At 67.7% G+C, this 16,774-nt stretch carries 18 protein-coding genes; 10 read left to right on the forward strand and 8 right to left on the reverse strand.

Annotation, left to right across the window (positions count from 1 at the left end; translation table 11 throughout):
* Positions 1-28 precede the first annotated feature (28 nt).
* Positions 29-757, reverse strand: a complete 729-nt coding sequence (locus QF036_RS00425; protein ID WP_307098207.1) for a TetR/AcrR family transcriptional regulator — start codon at positions 755-757, stop codon at positions 29-31.
* 163 nt (positions 758-920) lie between these two features.
* Here QF036_RS00425 and ptsP point away from each other — a divergent pair, with 163 nt between their 5' ends.
* Positions 921-2,606 (forward strand): phosphoenolpyruvate--protein phosphotransferase, encoded by a 1,686-nt coding sequence (ptsP, locus tag QF036_RS00430; RefSeq protein WP_307098209.1) that lies wholly within the window; start codon positions 921-923, stop codon positions 2,604-2,606.
* Between the two features lie 93 nt (positions 2,607-2,699).
* Here the strand turns inward: ptsP and QF036_RS00435 are convergent, their stop codons facing one another.
* Complete coding sequence (locus QF036_RS00435; protein WP_307098210.1) at positions 2,700-3,539, reverse strand: alpha/beta fold hydrolase; 840 nt, start codon at positions 3,537-3,539, stop codon at positions 2,700-2,702.
* A 48-nt stretch (positions 3,540-3,587) separates the two neighbouring features.
* On the opposite strand from QF036_RS00435, the gene QF036_RS00440 reads away from it, so the two are divergent.
* From QF036_RS00440 to QF036_RS00450, 3 genes are all read left to right on the forward strand, one after another.
* Entirely contained in the window at positions 3,588-4,022 is a 435-nt protein-coding gene (locus QF036_RS00440) for a helix-turn-helix domain-containing protein (protein WP_307098212.1), read from the forward strand.
* A 32-nt stretch (positions 4,023-4,054) separates the two neighbouring features.
* Positions 4,055-4,360: a winged helix-turn-helix domain-containing protein gene (locus QF036_RS00445; protein WP_307098214.1), complete on the forward strand. Its 306-nt coding sequence runs from the start codon at positions 4,055-4,057 to the stop codon at positions 4,358-4,360.
* A 143-nt stretch (positions 4,361-4,503) separates the two neighbouring features.
* On the forward strand, positions 4,504-4,803 hold the full coding sequence (locus tag QF036_RS00450) for a hypothetical protein (RefSeq protein ID WP_307098215.1): 300 nt from the start codon (positions 4,504-4,506) through the stop codon (positions 4,801-4,803).
* A 9-nt stretch (positions 4,804-4,812) separates the two neighbouring features.
* On the opposite strand, the gene QF036_RS00455 is transcribed toward QF036_RS00450, so the two are convergent.
* The gene (locus tag QF036_RS00455) at positions 4,813-6,030 is read right to left on the reverse strand and encodes a PucR family transcriptional regulator (protein WP_307098217.1); all 1,218 of its coding nucleotides are present in this window, start codon (positions 6,028-6,030) and stop codon (positions 4,813-4,815) included.
* A gap of 235 nt (positions 6,031-6,265) precedes the next feature.
* Here QF036_RS00455 and ald point away from each other — a divergent pair, with 235 nt between their 5' ends.
* On the forward strand, positions 6,266-7,384 hold the full coding sequence (ald, locus tag QF036_RS00460; RefSeq protein WP_307105709.1) for an alanine dehydrogenase: 1,119 nt from the start codon (positions 6,266-6,268) through the stop codon (positions 7,382-7,384).
* A gap of 70 nt (positions 7,385-7,454) precedes the next feature.
* On the opposite strand, the gene QF036_RS00465 is transcribed toward ald, so the two are convergent.
* Both QF036_RS00465 and QF036_RS00470 read right to left on the reverse strand, forming a co-directional pair.
* Positions 7,455-8,519, reverse strand: coding sequence for a Gfo/Idh/MocA family protein (locus tag QF036_RS00465; protein ID WP_307098219.1), 1,065 nt, complete (start codon positions 8,517-8,519; stop codon positions 7,455-7,457).
* A gap of 100 nt (positions 8,520-8,619) precedes the next feature.
* Positions 8,620-9,252, reverse strand: a complete 633-nt coding sequence (locus tag QF036_RS00470) for a TetR/AcrR family transcriptional regulator (protein WP_307098221.1) — start codon at positions 9,250-9,252, stop codon at positions 8,620-8,622.
* 123 nt (positions 9,253-9,375) lie between these two features.
* Between QF036_RS00470 and QF036_RS00475 the strand changes: the two genes are divergently transcribed.
* Both QF036_RS00475 and QF036_RS00480 read left to right on the forward strand, forming a co-directional pair.
* Positions 9,376-9,942 carry an NAD(P)H-dependent oxidoreductase gene (locus QF036_RS00475; RefSeq protein WP_307098223.1) on the forward strand — a complete coding sequence of 189 codons (567 nt, stop codon included), beginning with the start codon at positions 9,376-9,378 and terminating at the stop codon, positions 9,940-9,942.
* Between the two features lie 213 nt (positions 9,943-10,155).
* The gene (locus QF036_RS00480; protein WP_307098226.1) at positions 10,156-11,103 is read left to right on the forward strand and encodes a GerMN domain-containing protein; all 948 of its coding nucleotides are present in this window, start codon (positions 10,156-10,158) and stop codon (positions 11,101-11,103) included.
* Positions 11,104-11,129: 26 nt separating this feature from the next.
* Here the strand turns inward: QF036_RS00480 and QF036_RS00485 are convergent, their stop codons facing one another.
* Positions 11,130-12,020: an isocitrate lyase/PEP mutase family protein gene (locus QF036_RS00485; RefSeq protein WP_307098228.1), complete on the reverse strand. Its 891-nt coding sequence runs from the start codon at positions 12,018-12,020 to the stop codon at positions 11,130-11,132.
* 124 nt (positions 12,021-12,144) lie between these two features.
* Here QF036_RS00485 and QF036_RS00490 point away from each other — a divergent pair, with 124 nt between their 5' ends.
* The 3 genes from QF036_RS00490 (at position 12,145) to QF036_RS00500 (ending at position 14,432) form a co-directional block, all read left to right on the forward strand.
* Positions 12,145-13,440: an aminotransferase-like domain-containing protein gene (locus QF036_RS00490; protein WP_307098230.1), complete on the forward strand. Its 1,296-nt coding sequence runs from the start codon at positions 12,145-12,147 to the stop codon at positions 13,438-13,440.
* Between the two features lie 56 nt (positions 13,441-13,496).
* Positions 13,497-13,928: a universal stress protein gene (locus tag QF036_RS00495; RefSeq protein WP_307098233.1), complete on the forward strand. Its 432-nt coding sequence runs from the start codon at positions 13,497-13,499 to the stop codon at positions 13,926-13,928.
* Between the two features lie 162 nt (positions 13,929-14,090).
* Positions 14,091-14,432: a hypothetical protein gene (locus QF036_RS00500; RefSeq protein ID WP_307098234.1), complete on the forward strand. Its 342-nt coding sequence runs from the start codon at positions 14,091-14,093 to the stop codon at positions 14,430-14,432.
* A gap of 74 nt (positions 14,433-14,506) precedes the next feature.
* Here QF036_RS00500 and QF036_RS00505 read toward each other — a convergent pair whose 3' ends face one another.
* On the reverse strand, positions 14,507-15,136 hold the full coding sequence (locus QF036_RS00505) for a phosphatase PAP2 family protein (protein ID WP_307098236.1): 630 nt from the start codon (positions 15,134-15,136) through the stop codon (positions 14,507-14,509).
* 78 nt (positions 15,137-15,214) lie between these two features.
* The gene (locus tag QF036_RS00510; RefSeq protein ID WP_307098238.1) at positions 15,215-16,732 is read right to left on the reverse strand and encodes a dihydrolipoamide acetyltransferase family protein; all 1,518 of its coding nucleotides are present in this window, start codon (positions 16,730-16,732) and stop codon (positions 15,215-15,217) included.
* Between the last annotated feature and the right edge of the window lie 42 nt (positions 16,733-16,774).

Consider the following 16,774-nt stretch of genomic DNA (forward strand, 5'->3'; position numbering starts at 1 on the left):
GCACCGCAGGATGGTCCGATAGTTTCGTCTAGCCGGTGGAACTGGTGGAGATCCGGTGGAGCCATTCGAGGAAGAGCTTGAGTTCCGAACTGGTGAGCTGGTCCGAGTGCGATGCCTGCAACGCCGCGTTCAGCGCGATGGCAGCCACCACCACCGATGACTTCCCGGAGTCCTCGGCTGCTGCATCCGGCCCCTGGTCCCTGGACACCGCAAAAATCATGGCGTCCCGGGTCATGGTGGAGAGCTCGAGGTTCCGCTCCGCAACCGGTTCCGCGATCAGCATGAGCGTGACGCCCACGTTGGCAGCCAGGATGCTCCTGGCAGCTTCCCGTGGCTGGACGCTCAGCTGCCCCGCCGCGGCGGCCTTGTTCAGCATTTCCTCCAGGAGGCCCTCCGCATCGGCAACGATGGCGGGGCGGCTCTCGGGGCGGATGTTACCGAACATGACCAGATAAAGCTCCGGCTGATTAAGCCCGAACTGCACGTGGTTGTCCCACATCCGCCGGATGTCCACCAGCGGCTGTCCGGACGGGGCGAAGTCGCGTTCGCCCGCCACATATTCTTCGAAGCCCGCGGCGACAACTGCGTCAAACAGGCCCTCCTTGTCACCGAAGTGGTGATAGAGGGTGGGTGCTGTAACGCCGGCCAGCTGCGTGATCTGGCGGGTCGAAACAGCCGCCCCCGCGGATTTGGCCAGCAATTCAGCTGCCGCACGCAACAGCCTCATCTTGGGCGGAAGCTGGCCATCGAAACTCATAACCGCTACCCTAGCACCTATAGCAACGCTATATGAACTGAATCACATACAATTTTTTCAGGCACCGCAACCGCATCATCGGACGTAGCAGTTCCGACCTTCCGGGCTTCCGCCCGGGCAGATACCGGCGGGCCTGGCTACCGGCAGAGAACGAGGACCTTCAGTGCAGAACTTCCCAGGAGTAGGCGTCAGCCCCGGCCGCATCATCGGCACGATCCGCCAGATGCCCAAGCCCATCAGTGAACCTCCGGCGGGCGAGCAGCTGGCTGGGGGGACCACACCCGAAGAGGCCACGGCGGCACTGAAGGCCGCGGCGGGTGCCGTCCATGATGAGCTGAAGGCCCGCGCTGACCACGCCACCGGTGATGGCAAGGCCGTCCTGGAAGCCACAGCCCTGATGGCCAAGGACACCATGCTGATCAAGGGCGCCGCGAAGCTGATCGCGCGCGGTTCCTCACCGCAGCGGGCCATCTGGGAATCCGGCTCCTCGGTTTCGGAAATGCTGCACAACCTCGGCGGCTACATGGCGGAGCGCGCCACCGACGTCCTGGACGTCCGCGCCCGCATCGTGGCCGAACTCCGCGGCGTGCCCGCCCCGGGCATCCCGACGTCGAACGAACCGTTCATCCTGGTGGCCGAGGACCTGGCCCCGGCCGACACCGCCACCCTCGATCCCAACAAGGTCCTTGCACTCGTGACGGCCGGCGGCGGTCCGCAGTCCCACACGGCGATCATCGCCCGCTCACTCGGCCTGCCCGCCGTCGTGGCCGCCGTCGGGGTGGACGAACTCCCGGACGGCACCGAGGTTTACGTCGACGGCGCCGCCGGTTCCATCACGGCCAACCCGGACGACTCACTGCGCGCAGCCGCCGAGGCCTGGGCCGCCACGGCGTCCCTCCTGGCCGAGTTCAGCGGTACGGGTTCGACGGCGGACGGCCACCTGGTGCCCCTCCTCGCCAACGTGGGCGGGGCCAAGGACGCCCAGGCGGCGGCCAAGCTCGGCGCCCAGGGCGTGGGCCTGTTCCGCACCGAGTTCTGCTTCCTGGAGCGTGACACCGAGCCGACCGTCGAGGAACAGGCCGCCGCGTACAAGGGCGTGTTCGATGCCTTCCCCAGCAAGAAGGTGGTGCTCCGCACCCTGGATGCCGGCGCGGACAAACCGCTCCCGTTCCTCACCGACTCCACCGAACCCAACCCGGCCCTGGGCGTTCGCGGCTACCGCACCGACTTCACCACTCCGGGCGTCCTGGACCGGCAGCTGGAGGCAATCGCGAAGGCCGAAAAGGAGTCGGAGGCTGACGTTTGGGTCATGGCTCCGATGATTTCGACGGCGGAGGAAGCTGCCCGTTTCGCCACCATGTGCGCCGAGGCCGGCATCAAGACGCCGGGCGTGATGGTGGAGGTTCCGTCCGCCGCCCTCACGGCCGACACCATCCTGCGCGAAGTGGCGTTCGCCAGCCTGGGAACCAACGACCTCACGCAATACGCCATGGCCGCCGACCGCCAGCTGGGTCCGCTCGCAGGGCTGAACACGCCGTGGCAGCCCGCAGTGCTGCGCCTCGTCGGCCTGACCGTTGAGGGCTCCAGGGCCGAGGGACACAACAAGCCGGTGGGCGTCTGCGGCGAGGCAGCTGCGGACCCGGCCCTCGCCGTCGTGCTGACCGGCCTGGGCGTCACCACCCTGTCCATGACCGCCCGGTCACTGGCGGCCGTGGCCGCCGTGCTGAAGACCGTCACACTGGCGGAGGCCCAGGAGCTGGCCAAGCTGGCCCTGTCCGCGCCGAGCGCCGTCGAAGCGCGGGCCTGGGTCCGGGAGAAGCTGCCCGTTCTTGAGGAGCTCGGACTGTAGTTCTGCTGGCCTGAAAACCGCCGATCCGAATCAGGCAGGCGTCCGGATTCCGGGCGTCTGCCTGCATTTCGGGGTTCCTCCGGCGTATTCGGTTCAGGCCGTGGAGCCGCCGGCCGCCGCGGAGCCCTCGGCTGCGGTGCCTGCCCAGCGCCGGATGGCCTGTGCAACCTCCTCGGTAGCGGTGTCCTGCACCACGTGCCCGCGCCCGGATACCTCGGCAAAGGCACCATCCGTTGCCTGCGCCGCGAGATATTCACACCACGGCCGGCGTGCGATCGGATCCCGCCCACCGCGGAGCACCAGTACCGGCTGCGCCACGCCCCGGACCCGGTAATCCAACGGATACTCCATCATCACGGGCAGTTCGGTCAGATACCATCGCATGCCGGTCCGGAAATAGTCGGTGAAGACCACCACGTTGGTCAGCGGAGGCTCGCTGAACAACGAGTCACGCGTCAGCGCGAGCGCATGCCAGGCGGCGCTCCTGCGCGCGGGGTCCACCACCGGCCCCATGAGCACCGTCCGGGTCACCAGCCCGGGTACCTGGAGCGCCAACTCGACCGCGAACTGCACACCCATGGAGTGGCCGATCACGATGCAGGACTCGACGCCGCGCTCCGCCAGGACGGCGGCAACGAAGGCTGCGTATTCGCCTACCGTCACCTGCCGGCCGGGGCGCGGCGTGCCTCCGAATCCCGGCAGGTCGAACGAATAGACAGCGGCGCCACGGTCCAGGCTCTCTGCTTGCGGGCTTTGGGGTGCCTCCGTGCCTTGGGCCAGTTCGACGTGCAGCCGGGCGAGGTAGCGATGCGAGACGCCGATGCCGTGGAGCAGCACATAGGCCGGCTCGCCCGCGGCCGAAGGCGCGTTCGACGTGTACAGGCGGCCCGTCAGGCCGTTCGCCGTCACAGCAACTCCACCGGCAAGTCTCATCCGCCGAGCATACCCCGCTCACTGTGCCGCAGCGGCTAGGCTTCTGCCATGGCACTGATCGCTCCCAGGGTGGCGCCCGCCCTTCCCGCCGAAGACGCGCTGGCGCTGCAGCGCGCGCTCGACGGCGGCACTGACATCACCGTGTTCGTGGACGGCACTGTCCACCGCCTCCCGCCGCAGGCGAGGGACGCCGTCGTCGACCTTCTGGCGAGGTTCAGCCGCGGCGAAGCGGTGACCGTAAGCAGCGTGGAGGAAATGCTGACCACTTCGCAGGCGGCCGAGCTGGCGGGCATCTCCCACACGTACCTGCGGAACATGACGGACCGGGGCGAAATACCGGTGGAATACCGCGGCACACACCGCCGCATCAGGCTGGCCGCCATCATGAGCTGGCTGGAGGGGCAAAAAAAGCAGCGGGCGGCGGCCGAGGCTGCCGGGGAAGCCGCCGACGGCGGTACCTCCGGCGGCGAATCCGGAAAGTAGCGCCTGGGCGCGGCAGTGGCCGAAAAAAGTAAATGTACAAGCTCCTCCGCGGAAGCGAGCCGGAGGGGCCGGGCCGGGCCGACCAGGTCTCCTACCAGATCGAAACCGCCATTCTCATGGGCATCCTCACCGAAGGCGACAGGCTGCCTACGGAATCCGTGCTTGCCGGGGAACTGGGCATCTCCCCAATCACCCTCCGGCAATCCCTGGCCGCCCTGCGGACGAAGGGCCTGATCGAAACCAGCCGGGGACGCAGTGGCGGCAGTGTGACATGGCACGGGCCGACATCTCAGTGGACGTTTCGCCCGCCAACCCCGCGCGCCTGCCCTGGAAGCTGATCACCCTCCGGGACTAGGCTTCTTGCTCGTTGGGTGGGCCGTAAATCACCGCTGCGCACGCAAAGATGACGCGGTGATAAGGATCAAGCAACGATCGCCCGGAACCAGGGTTTCCGGCTGGCGCACGGGGTTACTCTTTATTCGTGGTGAGATTCAGGGGGTTGCACATCGTGGCGGGCATCGCCGCAATGGGTGTGGCGGCTGCCCTGGGAATCATCATGGGCCTGAACAACACCGCCGTTTTTACGTCCAGCTGCGTAGTCTTCGTGGCAGTCTCCCTGTGGGTCCAGAGCCGCGTCGCCAAATTCCGCACCCGGCTCCAGGGACTCCCGCAACCTCTTCGCGACGGCGTCTCGCTGGAACGGACCGTCGAACGGACCACGGAGCGTCCTGCCGAACGGCCCGCCGAGCAGTTGCCCAGCGGCGAAGGCAACGCCGCCTAGCCGCTTCCTTTAGATTCTTGGCCTTGATGCCCACCGCCGTGCCTTCAGGGCGGCGTGCAGCTCCAGCCGCACCATCCCCTTAAGCGGATCGACGCCCAGCAGCTGACGGATGCGGCCCAGCCGGTTGTAGATGCTGCTGCGGTGCAGGTGCAGTTTTTCCGCAACATCCTGGACGGAACCGTCATTGTCGTAGAGCAGTTCCAGCACGGGCAGGAGTTCCCCGTTCCGGTCATGGTCCTCAAGGGCCCGGAAATTCACCGAACTTGCATCGCTCCAGACCCCGGCCCCGCCGCCGGCCGATGCCAGGAGCTGGTAAACGCCCGTGGCCCGGCAATCCACAAGCTCGCCGAGCCGCGGATCAACCGCTGCTGCCAGGGCGGCAACCTTGGACTGCCGGTACGCCTCGGCCAGGTCTTTGATCCGGCTGAATCCCTCACTGGTTCCCAGGATGATCCGCTCCACCGACCTGCCGGAACGCTTGGCAAGCTCCAACTGGTAGTGCACCAGAACCTGCGCCTGGCTGGCGCGCCCCGTGGACTCCCGGAAAAGGACCACCGAATGGGTCTCCGCGCCGGCGCTGAACAGGACGGCATCCACACCGATGGTGGCCTGCAGCGCCGCAGCGCGGTGGATGAGAGTCGAGGCGATCGGATCCGGACCAGCCATCCAGCCATCAGCATCAAGGACGGTAACCAGCTGCCAGGGCCCGCGGTCCTGTACTTCCTTCCAGCCCGCCACGGCAGCAACCGCATTGGCCTCCCCGGCGCAGGCTGCCAGGAACTCCCGTTCGCGGCTGCGCCTGAACTCGGATTCCGCGGTGTTGGAGTCCAGCAGGAGCCCGGACAGCACGTCCAGCTCGTCCCGGACGTCGGGCAGTTCGGCGAGGATCGCCGTCGCACTTTGGTCTTCCACGTCCAGCTGTACCCACAGGTAACCTACCCGGAACCCACGGACCAGCAGCGGGACGCAGACGCGCCCAAGCATCCCCAGCTCCTCGTTGGCGGGCACCACCACGGGCCGTACGGCGGTGGCGATGCCGTGCGAGAGCTGCCAGTTTTTGACGTCCAGCGGCACCCGCTTGCTGAGCAGGAAGTTAACCCGGACCCGGTCCGCATGCGACTGGTTGGAGCTGTAGGCGAGCAAAAGGCCGTCAAGGTCCTCCAGGGAAAGCCCGCGGCCCAGCTTCAGTGCCACCCGCTCGACGAGCTGTTCCACATCCTGCTGCATGGTGACAGAGTACGTCCCGCAGGGGGTCCCGGGCGAACGGACATCAGGCGACACCTGACGCCCGAGCGGTCGACATTAGTCGATCCGCCGGACTGAAAAACCCCGGAAACACGCGGTTTAGCCCCGGGCGAGGTGGCGGATTCCTGTAGTGCGCCTCACAGCCGGACCTATTCTGGAATCACAACTTCCCCCACACATTCCGGCCTTGCAGCCATCGAATCTGGAGCCCAAAAAAATGATCATCGGTGTCCCCAAAGAGATCAAGAACAACGAATTCCGCGTCGCCATCACGGCTGCCGGCGTTCATGAATTCCGCACCCACGGCCACACGGTCCTGGTGGAGCGCGGCGCTGGCCTGGGTTCCGGCATCACCGACGAGGAATACGCCATCGCGGGCGCCGAAATCGTCGCCGACGCCGACGAGGTCTGGTCCCGCGCGGACATGGTCATGAAGGTCAAGGAACCCATCAAGGCCGAGTACCACCGCTTCCGCAAGGGCCTGATCCTCTTCACGTACCTGCACCTGGCCGCCGAGCCCGAACTGACCCAGGCCCTCATCAACTCCGGCGTCACCGCCATCGCCTACGAGACCGTTCAGGAAGGCCGCACCCTGCCCCTGCTCGCCCCCATGTCCGAGGTTGCCGGCCGGCTCTCCGTCCAGGTCGGCGCGACCTCCCTGATGGCGCCCTCCGGCGGCAAGGGCGTGCTCCTCGGTGGCGTTCCGGGCGTCCGCCCCGCCAAGGTCGTGGTCCTGGGCGCAGGCGTCGCAGGCACCAACGCAGCGGCCATGGCGCTGGGACTCGGCGCCGACGTCACCATCCTGGACATCAACATCAACCGGCTGCGCGAACTCGACGCCCAGTATCAGGGCAGGCTCAAGACCGTGGCATCCAACAAGTACGAGATCGAGAAGTCCGTGGTGGACGCCGACCTCGTGATCGGGTCCGTCCTGATCCCCGGCGCCAAGGCACCCAAGCTGGTGACCAACGAACTGGTGGCCCGCATGAAGCCCGGCTCGGTACTCGTGGACATTGCCGTGGACCAGGGCGGCTGCTTCGAGGACACGCGCCCCACCACGCACCAGGAACCCACGTACAAGGTCCACAACACGATCTTCTACTGCGTGGCCAACATGCCCGGCGCCGTCCCGAACACGTCCACCTACGCGCTGACCAACGTCACGCTCCGCTACGGCGTGGCCCTGGCGAACCTCGGCGTCAAGGCCGCCTTCGAGAAGGACCCGGCACTCGCCGCCGGCCTGAACATCGCCGGAGGCCACGTGGCACACCACTCCGTCTCCGAGGCGCACAACCTGCCCCTGGTAGCGGACTGGCACGAGCTGGTCTCCGCGTAAAAGCGATCGGCTGCTCCGTAATTGCCCTTTTGAGCCCTCAGAACGGCACTTACGGAGCAGTCGATGGTGCTTAAGCCAGTTCCCGGGCCTGCTCTATCAGCTTGAGGACTTCGACGGGGCCGGCCGGGTCGACGGGGAGCGGCAGTGACGAGGCCGTACCGCCGTCGGAGATCTTGGCGGCGAGGATCCGGTAGAACTCAGGATAGGCGCCGCGCTCGGTGGACAGCCGGTCCAGGTGGCCGTCGCGGCCCAGCTGCCCGGCCCACTTGGGGTCCTCCACACCGTACTCTTCGTCCAGCGGACCTCCGCCCGCGACTATGTAGGGTTCCTGCGGGTCGACGCCGTGCTTGGTGTAGCCGGCCTCGGATCCGAGCACGCGGTAGCGGGGACCCTGCTGTGCGCAGAGCATGTTCATCCAGTGGTGGCTGACCACGCCGCTCCCGTGCCGCAGGACCACGAAGCAGTCGTCGTCCACTTTTTCCCCCGGACGCCGGGCCTGGAGCTCGGCATGGACCACCGTGCCCGGCCCGAAGAGCAGCAGCGCCTGGTCGAGCAGGTGGGTGCCGAGGTCGAAGAGGACCCCGCCGCCGTCGGCCGCCGTGGCCTCCGCCTTCCAGGCCTTGGACACCTCGGGTGACCACCGCTCAAACCGCGATTCGAACCGCATCACCTGGCCCAGCGAGCCGCCCTCCAGCAGCGCCTTCACGGTCAGGAAGTCCCCGTCCCAGCGCCTGTTCTGGAACACCGTCAGCACCCGCCCCAGCCGCTCAGCGAGCGCGATCAGTTCCTGCCCCTGGGCGCTCGTCACGGCGAACGGCTTGTCGACGACGACGTCGAGCCCAGCCTCGAGCGCGGCCTTCGCGAGCGGGTAATGGGTGGCCGGCGGCGTCCCCAGCACCACCAGGTCAAGGTCAGTGGCGAGCGCAAGGACGGCATCGCCGTCGGGCACTGTTTTCACGCCCGGGTACTGCCCGGAAGCAGCGGCCTGCCGGCCGGGGTCCGAGGTGGCGATCACGTCCAGCGAATAGCTGGGGTCCGCAGCGACCAGCGGCGCATGGAAAACCCGGCCGGACAGGCCGAAGCCCACCACGGCGGTGCGAATGGGAGCGGGGGACGTCGAGGAATCGGTGCTCATGGTGCCACGCTACCCCCTGGGCCGGTCCCACCGCCCGCAAGCTCCCGCAAGCGCCCGGTTCAACCGCTTCAGCTCTTCAACCGGCCCGATTATCAGGCCTTCAGCCCGCCAAACCTCCGGCGACGCGGGTGACCAGTTGGCGCCAGGACTCCTCCAGCCGTTCCGGCGAAACGTGCTGCACGCGGACGGCGTGCAGCAGCCGGTCGGGATCGAGGGTTGCGCTGAGGGACATGGCCATCAGCCACGGGTCCGCATCGAAGCCCGCCGAGCGCAGCAGGTGCTCGATGTGCCGGTGCCACAGCACCGCCGGGGGTGCCTCGAACCTGTTGTGCAGGGACGCTTCGGCGGCCCTCGCGAGCTCACCGTATTCCAGGACGTAGCGGATGCGTTCGGCACCGAAGGCGATCAGCCGTTCCAGCGGCGGCGCCCCGGGACCAAGCGGCGGCGGCCCGAACATGAAGCGGCCCTGGAATTCGGCCTCGGCGTCGCTGAGCAGGGTCATCATGAGGCCTGCGCGGCTGCCGAAGCGGCGGAACACAGTCCCCTTGCCCACGCCTGCGCGCTCGGCCAGCTTGTCCATGGTCACGCCGTCGGCGCCGCACTCCTCCACGAGCTGCCGGGCAGCACACAGGAGGAGCTCCCGATTCCGGGCAGCATCACTGCGTTCCGTTCCGGAGCCGGACGAGGACCCGGGTCCGGACGAGGACCCGGAGCGGATTGGGATGAGGCTCACACCAAGCATTCTAGACCCGGGAATAATATCCGGACCGTAGTCCGTTTAGTCTGGATGAAGGCACCAAACGCCTCCAGAACCACTCGCCACGGAGCGTTCCGCGGCAAGACCTAAGGAGTTCACATGTCCAAGAGCACCGTCCTCGCCCTGGTGGGAAGCCTGCGCGCCGACTCCCACAACCGCAAGCTTGCCGAAGCCATCCAGCTGAACGCCCCGGAAGGCGTCGAGATCGTGATCCACGAGAGCCTGGGCAACATCCCGTTCTACAACGAGGACATCGACGTCGAAGGCCAGGTCCCGGCAGCCGCCACCGCACTGCGCGAGGCAGCCGGCCAGGCAGATGCCCTGCTGCTGGTCACCCCCGAGCACAACGGAACCATGCCCGCCTCGCTGAAGAACGCCATCGACTGGCTGTCCCGCCCGTTCGGTGCCGGCGCCCTCGCCGGAAAGCCCACCGCCGTCGTCGGCACCGCCTTTGGCCAGTTCGGCGGCGTCTGGGCCCAGGACGAGGCCCGCAAGGCCGTCGGCATCGCCGGCGCCCGTGTCCTGGAGGACGCCAAGCTCGCCGTCCCCGGCTCCATGGTCCGCTTCGCGGAAACCCACCCGAAGGATGACGCCGAGGTCGTTGAGCAGATCAAGGAACTCTTCGGCGCCCTTGCCGCCGTCGAGCCGGCCGGTGCATCTGCCTAGGCAGTTTCGCTCCTCCGCGTGCCCCCGGCCGTCAGCGGCCGGGGGCACGCGCATTCTTCCGGTCTCTGCGTGCCGGCCGTCAGCGAGGGCAGGCTGCAACCAATCCGTGACTGAGCTGCGGCCAAACTGACACCCGGGCACCGTTCCCCGGCCCGTCGCCCCGCCGTAACGTTGATGTACGGGACGTGCCGGGGCAGGGAGTGCGGTGCAGTCATGAAGTTGAGCTGGGGAGTCAGACCGCTGACGACGGCGGTTGCCGCCTTCTGCCTGACGCTCCCCTTGTGGGTCACCTCCTGCACCCCCCTCCAAAATGCGTACGACGCCGGGGCCGCCCCTGCAGCAGCCCCCGAACCCCGTCCGGCACCCCCAGTGAGCCCGCCCGAGGAAGCCGGCGCACCCACCGCCTCCGGATCGGGCCTGGGCTCAGCACTGGGAGCCTCCGGCCCGGGTGCTGGCCAGGGCACAACAGCTCAGGGCACAACAGGTCAGGGAACAGCGGCCGGGGTTTCCGAACCCGTCCCGTCGGCCGGTTCGGCTCCCCCGTCCGCGGGCTCAAACCCGGGCGGCCCGACTGCTGGCGAGCCGGCCGGCGTCGCCGGCCCGGGCACCCAGGCGCAGCTGCCGGGCGGAACCGGTGACCAGCCCGCGCCCGCTTCCGGCGCCGCAGCCGGCCCCGCTTCCCCCGGGCCCACAACGGGCCCCAACGCGCCGGGTTCCACGCCACCGGGTGCCGGTACGGGCGAGGCTTCCGGCGCTGCCAGCGCCGGCACCGCGGTCTACTACGTTGCCCTCGACGACGGCGGCCGGTCCGGCGTGCGCTTCGGCTGCAACGACAGCCTGGTGGCAGTGCGCAATGCCGACTCCACCATCAGCGAGCCGCTGCAGGCCGCCATGAGCCGGCTGTTGTCCGGCCCGGGCGCGCCGCCTGCCAGCGGGCTGTACAACGCGCTGGCGGCTTCCTCGCTCCAGTACGTCTCCGGCTACCTCGACGGCACCACTGTGGTGGTGAACCTGACGGGCGCGGTGCAGCCCGGCGGCGTCTGCGATCTTCCGCGGATTGAAGCGCAGCTCACCCATACAGCCGTCACGGCCGTGGGTGCCGTCCGGGCGGAAATCTATGTCAGCGGGGTGCCGCTGGCCGACGTTCTCGGCCTCCGCTAGACCGGCTTCGACATGAGACCCGGACGCTAGGCGCCCGGCGTCCCGAGAGAGCCCGCTGACCCGGTGAACAGGGCATCCATGTCAGCGTGGCTCGGCGAACCGGCAAGTTCGGACCAGTTGCCGTCGCCCAGGATTTCGGCTGCCACGCGGGAGACCGTTGCATACGCCGCCTTCGCCGCATTGCCGCCGATGCTGACCCGCCGCACGCCGGCGTCGTGCAGTTCGCCCACGGACGCCGACCCGATGCCGGCAAGGGCATTGAGCGGCGCCGCTATCCGCCTGCTGAGTTCATGCAGGATATGCAGATCCGTCACGCCGGGAACGAAAATTCCGTCGGCCCCCGCGGCGAGGTAGCCCTCCGCACGCTCCAGCGTTTCCTCGAAGGCGGAGTCCCCGAACTGCCCGGAAAGGTACGTGTCCGTCCGGGCATTGATGAAGAGAGGAACACCGGACTCCGCCGCGATGCTGCGGATCAGACTGATCTTGCGGGCCTGCTCGTCCAGGGCCGTGAGGGACGTGCCGCCTGAGTCTTCGATGTTCACGCCCACCGCGCCGGCCTCCAGTACTGCCGTCACAGTCTGCCGGAGCAGGCCGTCGTCGAAAGCGCCGTCCGCACCTGCGTACCCGGCTTCGATATCAGCAGTGACCGGAACGGTTGTGGCCGCGGTAATCCTGCGGAGCGCGTCGAAGGCCAGGCCGGGCGGCACGTGGCTGCCATCCGGAAACCCGAGGCTCCACGAGATGGCCGAACTCGAGGTGGCTATGGCGCGCGCCCCGGCCTTCTCAACAAGCCGGGCCGACGCGGCATCCCAGACATTCACGAGCACCAGCGGAACAGGGCCGCCCCCGTGCATCTGGCGGAAGGCGTCGGCCTTGGCGGGCTGGGACAGTGCGGGCGTAGGCTCGAGTAACGTCATGGCTCCATTCCATGCCCTGCCCTGCCGGACGTAAAGGCGTCCGCAGGCACCAGTTCAGATTCCTCTCGGGATTCGAGTCAACAGCTGTTGCCTAGTCAGCAACCAATGGCTGTACTCTGGGGGTGTGACACACGAGACACTCGACGCCGCCGCAGCCGTCCTCCCCGCCGAAGCCATTGACGCCATCGAGCGGGCCGCGACATCAGCCCACCGCCACGACGAACTCTTCTCGGAGCGCGCCGCGAACATCAAGCAGTCGGCGGTCCGGGATGTTTTCGATATCTCCATGCGGCCTGGCCTGGTCTCGCTCGCCGGCGGCAGCCCCTTCCTGCAGTCCCTGCCCCTTGAAAGGCTCGCGCAGACGGCCGCGCGGATCATCGCCGAGGACGGCCTCACGGCACTTCAGTACGGCGGGGGCCAGGGCACCGAGGAACTGCGCACGCAGATCTGCGAAGTCATGGCCGCCGAAGGCATCCTGGACGCCCGGCCAGAGAACGTGGTGATCACCGCGGGATCGCAGTCCGCGCAGGATGTGGCCACCAAGGTGTTCTGCAACCCCGGAGACGTGGTCCTGGTGGAGGAACCCACGTACGTGGGGGCGCTGAACACGTTCGAGGCGTACCAGGTCCAGGTGGAGGCCGTCCCCATGGACGACGACGGCCTGGTGCCTGAGCTTCTCGAGGCCCGGATCGCGGCGCTCCAGACCGCCGGGAAGAACATCAAGTTCCTCTACACCATCCCCAACTTCAACAACCCGTCGGGCATCACACTGGCGCGGGATCGCCGGCAGCAGATCGTGGACATCTGCCGCCGCGCGAACATCCTGGTTCTGGAGGACAACCCTTACGGCCTGCTGCGGTTCGACGGCGAGCCGCTGGCCCCGCTGCGGGCAGGCAACCCCGACGACGTCATCTACATGGGCTCGTTCTCGAAGATCTTTGCCCCGGGACTGCGCATCGGCTGGGCCCTGGTTCCCGCCCACCTGCAGCGCCGCTACTACCTCGCCTCCGAGGCAGTGACGCTCTGCCCGCCCACGCTGAACCAGATGCTTGTCTCGGCCTACCTCAGGGACTACGACTGGAAGGGCCAGATCGAGACGTACCGCGGGCTGTATGCCGACCGCTGCCACGCGATGCTGGCGGCCCTGGAGAAGTACATGCCCAAGGGGCTTAGCTGGACCCGGCCGCAGGGCGGATTCTTCGTTTGGGTGACGCTGCCGGAGGGCGTGGACACCTATCCCCTGCTCCGCAAGGCGATTGATGCCGGCGTCGTCTTCATTCCCGGCGCGGCCTTCACACATTCGGACTCCCCGTCGAACAAACTCCGCCTGGCGTTCAGCGCCGTTCCGCCGGAGGCCATCGCCGAGGGCGTGCGGCGCCTGGCTCCGGTGCTGCAGCAAGCCATAGACGCGCTGGCCTGAGCTGCGGCCACGTACGGGGCATCAGATGAGTCACGATAACCAAAGGAGATAAGGCCATGGCGGGAACAATTGTGGTGGGCGTGGACGGAAGCGGTACCGCACGCAAGGCAGCGGAAGTGGCGCGGGACCTGGCTGCGGCGCTGGGCGCCAGGCTACATGTTGTGTCCGCGTTCGATACCGACCGGACCGAAGTCTTCGGCAGCGGCAGTGACCGGTGGATCGTCTCCGACGCCGGCGAAGCGGAAAAGGTGGCCCGGGATGTAGCGGCTGCCCTGGCGGGCGGCGAGCTCCAGGTCACCTATTCCTCCGCGCGGGGCAAGCCGGCAGAAGCCCTGGTCAGGGAGGCGGACCGGCTCGACGCAAGCATGATCGTGGTGGGAAACCGCCGCATGCAGGGCCTTGGGCGAGTGCTGGGCAGTGTGGCGAACAGCGTTGCCCACAGCGCGTCCTGCGACGTCTACATCGCGAATACCTACGGAGCCGATTAGCCGGAGCCGACCAGGCACAGTACCGCCTGACTTGACGCGGATCACCCGGGCTGGTGGGCAGTCTCACCCCGTTATCGGGCAGTCCGGCATGTCCTGAAAGATAAAATTGGAGGTGCCCCCGATGGTGCGGACAAACCCAAATCTACCTTTCAGGGGAACACTGTGCTTACACTCCAGCGTCGCCACCTCGTCGGTCACGACATCCTTCTTGCCCGCCACGGCAACCACATCAGCGCCATGCGCGTGGACCGTTCGGCCGGCCGCGTGATCGCCCTCCTCGACGACGGCTCGGTGGACAGCGCCCCGAACCTCATCTCCCCCGACCTGCAGCTGCCCGACACGCTGAAGAGCGTCGTGCGCGAGGACTGGAAGTTCCTCACGCTCGTGAGCTGCGGCATCGCCGCCGTATCTGGCGTCATGCTGGCCGCTGCGGTGAGCATGGCAGGCATGTCCGCCGATCCGGCCATGGCCCAGCTGCTGGCCAACTCCTACGCCGCGTACTAAGGCCAGCTTCCGCCGTCGGGCCCAGGGCCCCGGTCCCGGCACCCCGGGCCCGGGCATCTGCCCACGGCCCGGCGTCAGCCGATCCGTACCAGCAGCTCGCGGAGCAGCCACCAGAGCGCGGCGGTGACACCGCCTCCCACCAGGGCACCGACAACAACCTGTGCCACCGTATGGGCGCGCAGCACCACCCGGGACCACCCGACAGCGGGTATCAGCAGCAGCAGCGGAATCCACGGCGCGCCCAGGATCAGCACGGTGATGACAGTCGTCAGGGCGATGGCGCCGGCGTGGCCGCTGATTTTCCAGAACAGGCTGATAACGGCGAGCACCATCACACCGCCCACTATGGCCAGCACCACCACGATGACGCTGTACGGGGCGTTGATGGCCAGCAGGACTCCCAGCCCCGCGAGCAGTGACACCACCGACATGGCGAGCACCGGGAAGCGTTGCTTGCGGTCGCTGACGTGGCGGTCCGTCACCTTGCCCATCCGGACCAGGACGACGACGGCGGCCAGCGGCAGCACGCACACAAACAGCACCGCCACGGCGCCGAACCAGACGGTGCCCGGAAAGCCGGGTTCCATTGCCGGGCTGAGGAGCAGCAGCAGAGCCACGGTGATGGGCGGCTGAAGGGCTTCCGTGATGGTCCGGGCCACGCGGTTCTTCACGCGGATGCTGATGATCCCGCGATCCTCACCCATGGGAACCCCGTCCCTGCCTGTCCGGTCCTTCCCCCTTTCCCCGGAGGGTACCCCTCCGGGGACCGTCAGTCGAGCAGGTCAGTCGAGCAGCAGTGCCGGCTCTTCCAGGATGGAGGCGACGTCGGCCATGAAGCGGGCTGAAAGGTCGCCGTCTACGACCCGGTGATCGAAGGATCCGCCAAGCGTGGTGATCCAGCGGGGAATGACCTCGCCGTCCAGGACCCACGGCTTTTGCTTGATGGTGCCGAACGCCACGATGGCCACCTCACCGGGGTTGATGATGGGGGTTCCGGTGTCGATGCCGAGGGCGCCGATGTTGGTGACCGTCAGCGTGCCGCCCTGCATCTGGCCCGGCTGGGTCTTGCCGGCGCGCGCGGTGGTGGCGAGGTCGTTGAGGGCAAGCGCCAGTTCCTTGAGGGACAGGTCCTGGGCGTTCTTGATGTTCGGGACCATCAGCCCGCGGGGCGTGGCCGCGGCGATGCCCAGGTTCATGAAGTGCTTGATGTGGATTTCGGCGGTGTCGCTGCCGTCCGGGTTGTCCACCCAAGTGGCGTTAACGCTCGGGTTCCGTGCCGCCGCCCAGATGACGGCCTTCGCGAGGATCAGAAGAGGTGAAACCTTGATGCCTTCAAAGTCGCGGGAGGCCTTGAGCCGCTTGACGAATTCCATGGTCCGGCTGGCGTCCACGTCCACGAAGATGCTCACGTGCGGCGCGGAGAACGCCGACTCCACCATGGCCTTAGCGGTGGCCTTGCGGACGCCCTTGACGGGGATCCGTTCGACCCGCTGCTCCTGGGGACGGCCTGACGTGCCCCAGAAGGTGTCCGCCTTGTCCAGTTCCGCATCGCGCTGAGCCTGGTAGCTGACCAGGTCCTCGCGCGTCACCTCGCCGCGCGCGCCCGTGGCCACCACGTCGGCGAGGTCAATCCCGAGGTCGCGCGCGATCTTGCGCACCGGCGGCTTGGCCAGGACCCTGTTCATGAGCCCGGAAATGGCCCCGCCAAAGGTCGGCTTGTCGCTCTCGATTGTTGGAGTCCACTCGGGCCGCCTCGTCACGGCAGACGCGGCCACCGGCCCGGCGCTGGCCGGACCATCCGAGAGCACTTCCTCGGCAGATCGTGGCTGGACAGGCTCGACCTCCGGAGGCCCATGCGTTACGTCTGCCGGAATCGCGGGCCGCGTCAGGCGCGGGCGCCGCTTCACGGCGTCGGCCTTCGGACCGGAACCCACCAGCGGACCGGCGGCAAGGCCGCCGTCGGCAGTTCCGTCATCGGCCGGAAGCTTTCCGTACATCAGCGCCGGCTCAGCCGAGACCGCAGGCACGGGTGCGTCGGCCGGTGTGGGGTCGCCGGACATGGTGTCAGACACGCTGATGATGGCGGTCCCGACGTCGACAGTTACCCCTTCCGGAACCAGCAGCTCGGTGACGGTACCGGCGAAAGGCGACGGGAGCTCAACGAGGGACTTGGCCGTCTCGATTTCGCACAGGACATCGTTGATGGCCACCTCGTCGCCGGGCTTGACCTTCCACGAAACGATCTCTGCCTCGGTCAGGCCCTCACCGACGTCGGGGAGGTTGAACTTGTTAAGCGTCATGGGATCCTCGGGTTCGAAAGCTCGGGCGCTCCGGGAGGTGCG

The sequence above is a fragment of the Arthrobacter globiformis genome (assembly GCF_030817195.1).
Taxonomy (GTDB): domain Bacteria; phylum Actinomycetota; class Actinomycetes; order Actinomycetales; family Micrococcaceae; genus Arthrobacter; species Arthrobacter globiformis_D.